The following is a 2,988-nucleotide window of genomic DNA, read 5'->3' on the forward strand; positions in this document are numbered from 1 at the left end:
GGTGCAGAGGGGCCGAGGAGGGCCGCTGACAGGGCCGCCCGAGCAATCGCCCGCACCCCAGGGACACCAGCGACACGTTCTGCGACGGCCTGCCGTTCCATCGCCAGGAGTGTATGGCTTAGACTCGCCGCATGGGGCTCTTGACCTTCAGCATCAACGTCACCCTGGACGGCTGCGTCGACCACCAGGAGGGAATCGTCGACGACGAGACACACGCCTTCTTCACCCGCCTCATGGACGAGGGCGGGGCGATGCTGTGGGGCCGCGTCACCTACGAGATGATGGAGAGCTACTGGCCAGCGGTCGCCCGCGGCGATGAAGAGGCGCCGCCGGCGCTGCGCGAGTGGGCGGTCAAGCTGGAGGCCAAGCCGAAGTACGTGGTGTCATCGACGCGAAAGGACTTCCCGTGGACCAACAGCCACCACATCGCCGGCGACCTGCGCACGGGCGTGCAGAAGCTCAAGGACGCGACCCCGGCCGGCGTGCTCCTCGGTAGCGGCAACCTCGCGACCGAGCTGGATCGGCTGGATCTGATCGACGAGTACAAGTTCCTCGTCCACCCCAGGATCGCCGGCCACGGCCCGACCCTGTACCAGAGCGGGCTGCCCAGCACGCGACGGCTCGAGCTGGTCTCGGCGAAGCCGCTCCGCTGCGGCGCGGTCGCCATGCACTACCGGCGCGCGGGCTGACACAGGGGGGCGGGCCCTTTTGTTTTGCACGGGCTCTGCCTGCCTCCACCACGCCGCGGGTGCTCGGCGTGGACGACTGGGCTCTGCGGTAGCGCTCCGAAGCCCACGAACCCGCGCCCCAACGGGAGTCTCCTCTCGCCGAAGCAATTGGCCTGGCGTTGCGTCCAGCCGCAGTCCGCGCTCGCGGCCACGGAGGACTCCACCCTGGCGCGTCTCGAGCAGGATGCGGAAGCGGCTCGCGTCCTGGCGCTGGCACGTCGCTTCTGTGAGTTGGTACGCGAACGCGGCGTCACGCACGGTGGAGACCTTCGCGCAGGGGCTTGAGCAGGACGGCGATGCCGTCCGGGCGGCGCTGACCACGCCCTGGAGCAACGCCCACTCCACGCGCTCCTACCGAGATAAGCGCTAAGCTCCGGGATCTTGGCCCCTCAATTGCCTTAGGCTGAGGCAGTCCCCGTCTCGTCACTGGAAGCCGAGCACCCATGCGTTCCCGCCCCTTCGTCTCTGTCCTCCCGGCCGCTTCCACCTCGCCTGTCCGCGCCAAGGAGGTGGCCCTGTGAGCCGCATCGCGGGATGGGTGGTGCTGGTGCTGGCGCTGGTCGTGTCGTACCGCCCAGCCGAGGCCGCGCAGGCGAAGAAGACGCAGGCGCAGACGACCCAGGTCGCGGTGCTGCGCCCGGAGGGCCGCCAGGCGGCTGCGCTGCGCAGGGTGCTGACGCAGGAGCTGGGCAAGAAGGGACGCGGGCGAAACGTGCTGCCCGCGAAGAAGGTGGATGCCCAGGTGAAGCGCCTCCGCGGCGGTCCGAAGACGGATGCGCAGCGGCGGGCGCTGGCGAAGAAGCTCGGCGCGGACGTGCTGATCCTCGCCTCGGTGAAGGGGACGAAGCGCTGGGACGTGGAGGTCCGCGCCTACTCCGGCAAGGACGGCACCCTCCTCGCGGAGGAGCGCTGGAACGTCCGCCCCCACCGCGCCTTCCCCGACGTGCGGCGCGAGCTCGAGCCCAAGCTGGGCGCGGCCCTGAAGGCAAGCCCGGAGCAGCGCCTCCCGCATGCCGCCGTCACGCCTCCGACGCCTGTCTCCGAGCCGGAGGTCGCGCCCCCGGCCCCCATCGCGGAGGCACCGCGCCCGGCGGTGGTGAAGCCCCCTCCGCCCACCGTGAAGACGGAGGAGCCGCCGGTGAAGCCCGAGCCGAAGGCAGCCGGCCTGCGCAACCTGGACGGCCCCATCCTGGAGGCGCTGCTGTCCGGACAGGGGCTGTTCCGCCGCTTCAACTTCTCGGGCAACAACGCCAACGCGCTGCCCGACTACAGCCTCAACAGCGCCGCGGCGGCGAGCCTCTCGGTGAGCTACTTCCCGCTCTCCCACTTCACGGATGGGATGGTGCACAACCTGGGCATCGTCGCGCGGGGCTCACGCGCCCTCGGGCTGTCCACGCAGCTCCCGGATGGCTCCACGTACGGCACCACCGCGCAGCTCCTGGAGGGAGGCCTGCGCTTCCGCCTGCCGCTGCCGTGGATGGAGGTCTCGGTGGGCGCGCTGTACGGCACCCACTCCTTCGCGGTGGAACTCCCGCCGGACAGCACCTTCGCCCTGCCCGACGTGGACTACCGCTTCGCGCACGTGGAGCTGGGCCTGCGCAAGGCGCTCACCGAGCAATGGGCCATCGCCGCGCGCGTGGGCTACCAGCACGTGCTGAGCGGCGGCGAGCTGTCCTCGGACGACTACATCCCGGAGCTGAGCGGCTCCGGAATCGATGGCGAGCTCGCCGTGGAGTTCGCCCTGACGCGCATGCTGGGTCTGCGGCTGGGCGGAGAGCTGCGGAGCTACTCCTTCACCGCCGACGCCGCGGAGGGAGCCCCGGTCTTCGCCGGCGGCGCCAAGGACCTGTACTTCAGCGGTCAGCTCGGCGTGTATGTGCGGCTGTAGCACCAGCGCATCGAGGGGGTCTGTCCCCCACGCATGTGGCGCCTCCTCCACACTTTCCGCCACGCATGCACGCGTGACACGAGTTTTTCAGTATCCGTGTCATCGGGCCATCTGACCGATGCGCGTGCGAGTCGCGGATACATTGACAGGAACGCGCAATCCATCCGATGGGTATGTCTCCCAATGATGGAGGCGCTCGTGCCGAGGATGCGGTCACAACGGTTGTCACGAGAGCCAGCGGAGCGGGGACGGTGGTGGCGCCCGGTGGTGCTCGGGCTGCTCTTGGGCGGGGCTGCTGGCTGCGAAGGAACGATCTCCAACCCGGAGGGCCCCGGTGGAGGGCCCGGTACGCCCCCGCCCACCGTCATCGAG

Annotated in this window: 2 protein-coding genes; both read left to right on the forward strand. The window is 70.1% G+C overall.

The window, feature by feature from the left end:
- The first annotated feature begins 131 nt into the window (after positions 1-131).
- A complete protein-coding gene (locus G4D87_RS36115) occupies positions 132-689 on the forward strand; it encodes a dihydrofolate reductase family protein (protein ID WP_163787346.1) in 558 nt (185 codons plus the stop codon).
- 556 nt (positions 690-1,245) lie between these two features.
- Positions 1,246-2,616, forward strand: a complete 1,371-nt coding sequence (locus G4D87_RS36120) for a hypothetical protein (RefSeq protein WP_163787347.1) — start codon at positions 1,246-1,248, stop codon at positions 2,614-2,616.
- The last annotated feature ends 372 nt before the right edge of the window (positions 2,617-2,988 follow it).

It is taken from the genome of Myxococcus vastator, from assembly GCF_010894475.1.
GTDB classification, from domain to species: Bacteria; Myxococcota; Myxococcia; order Myxococcales; family Myxococcaceae; genus Myxococcus; species Myxococcus vastator.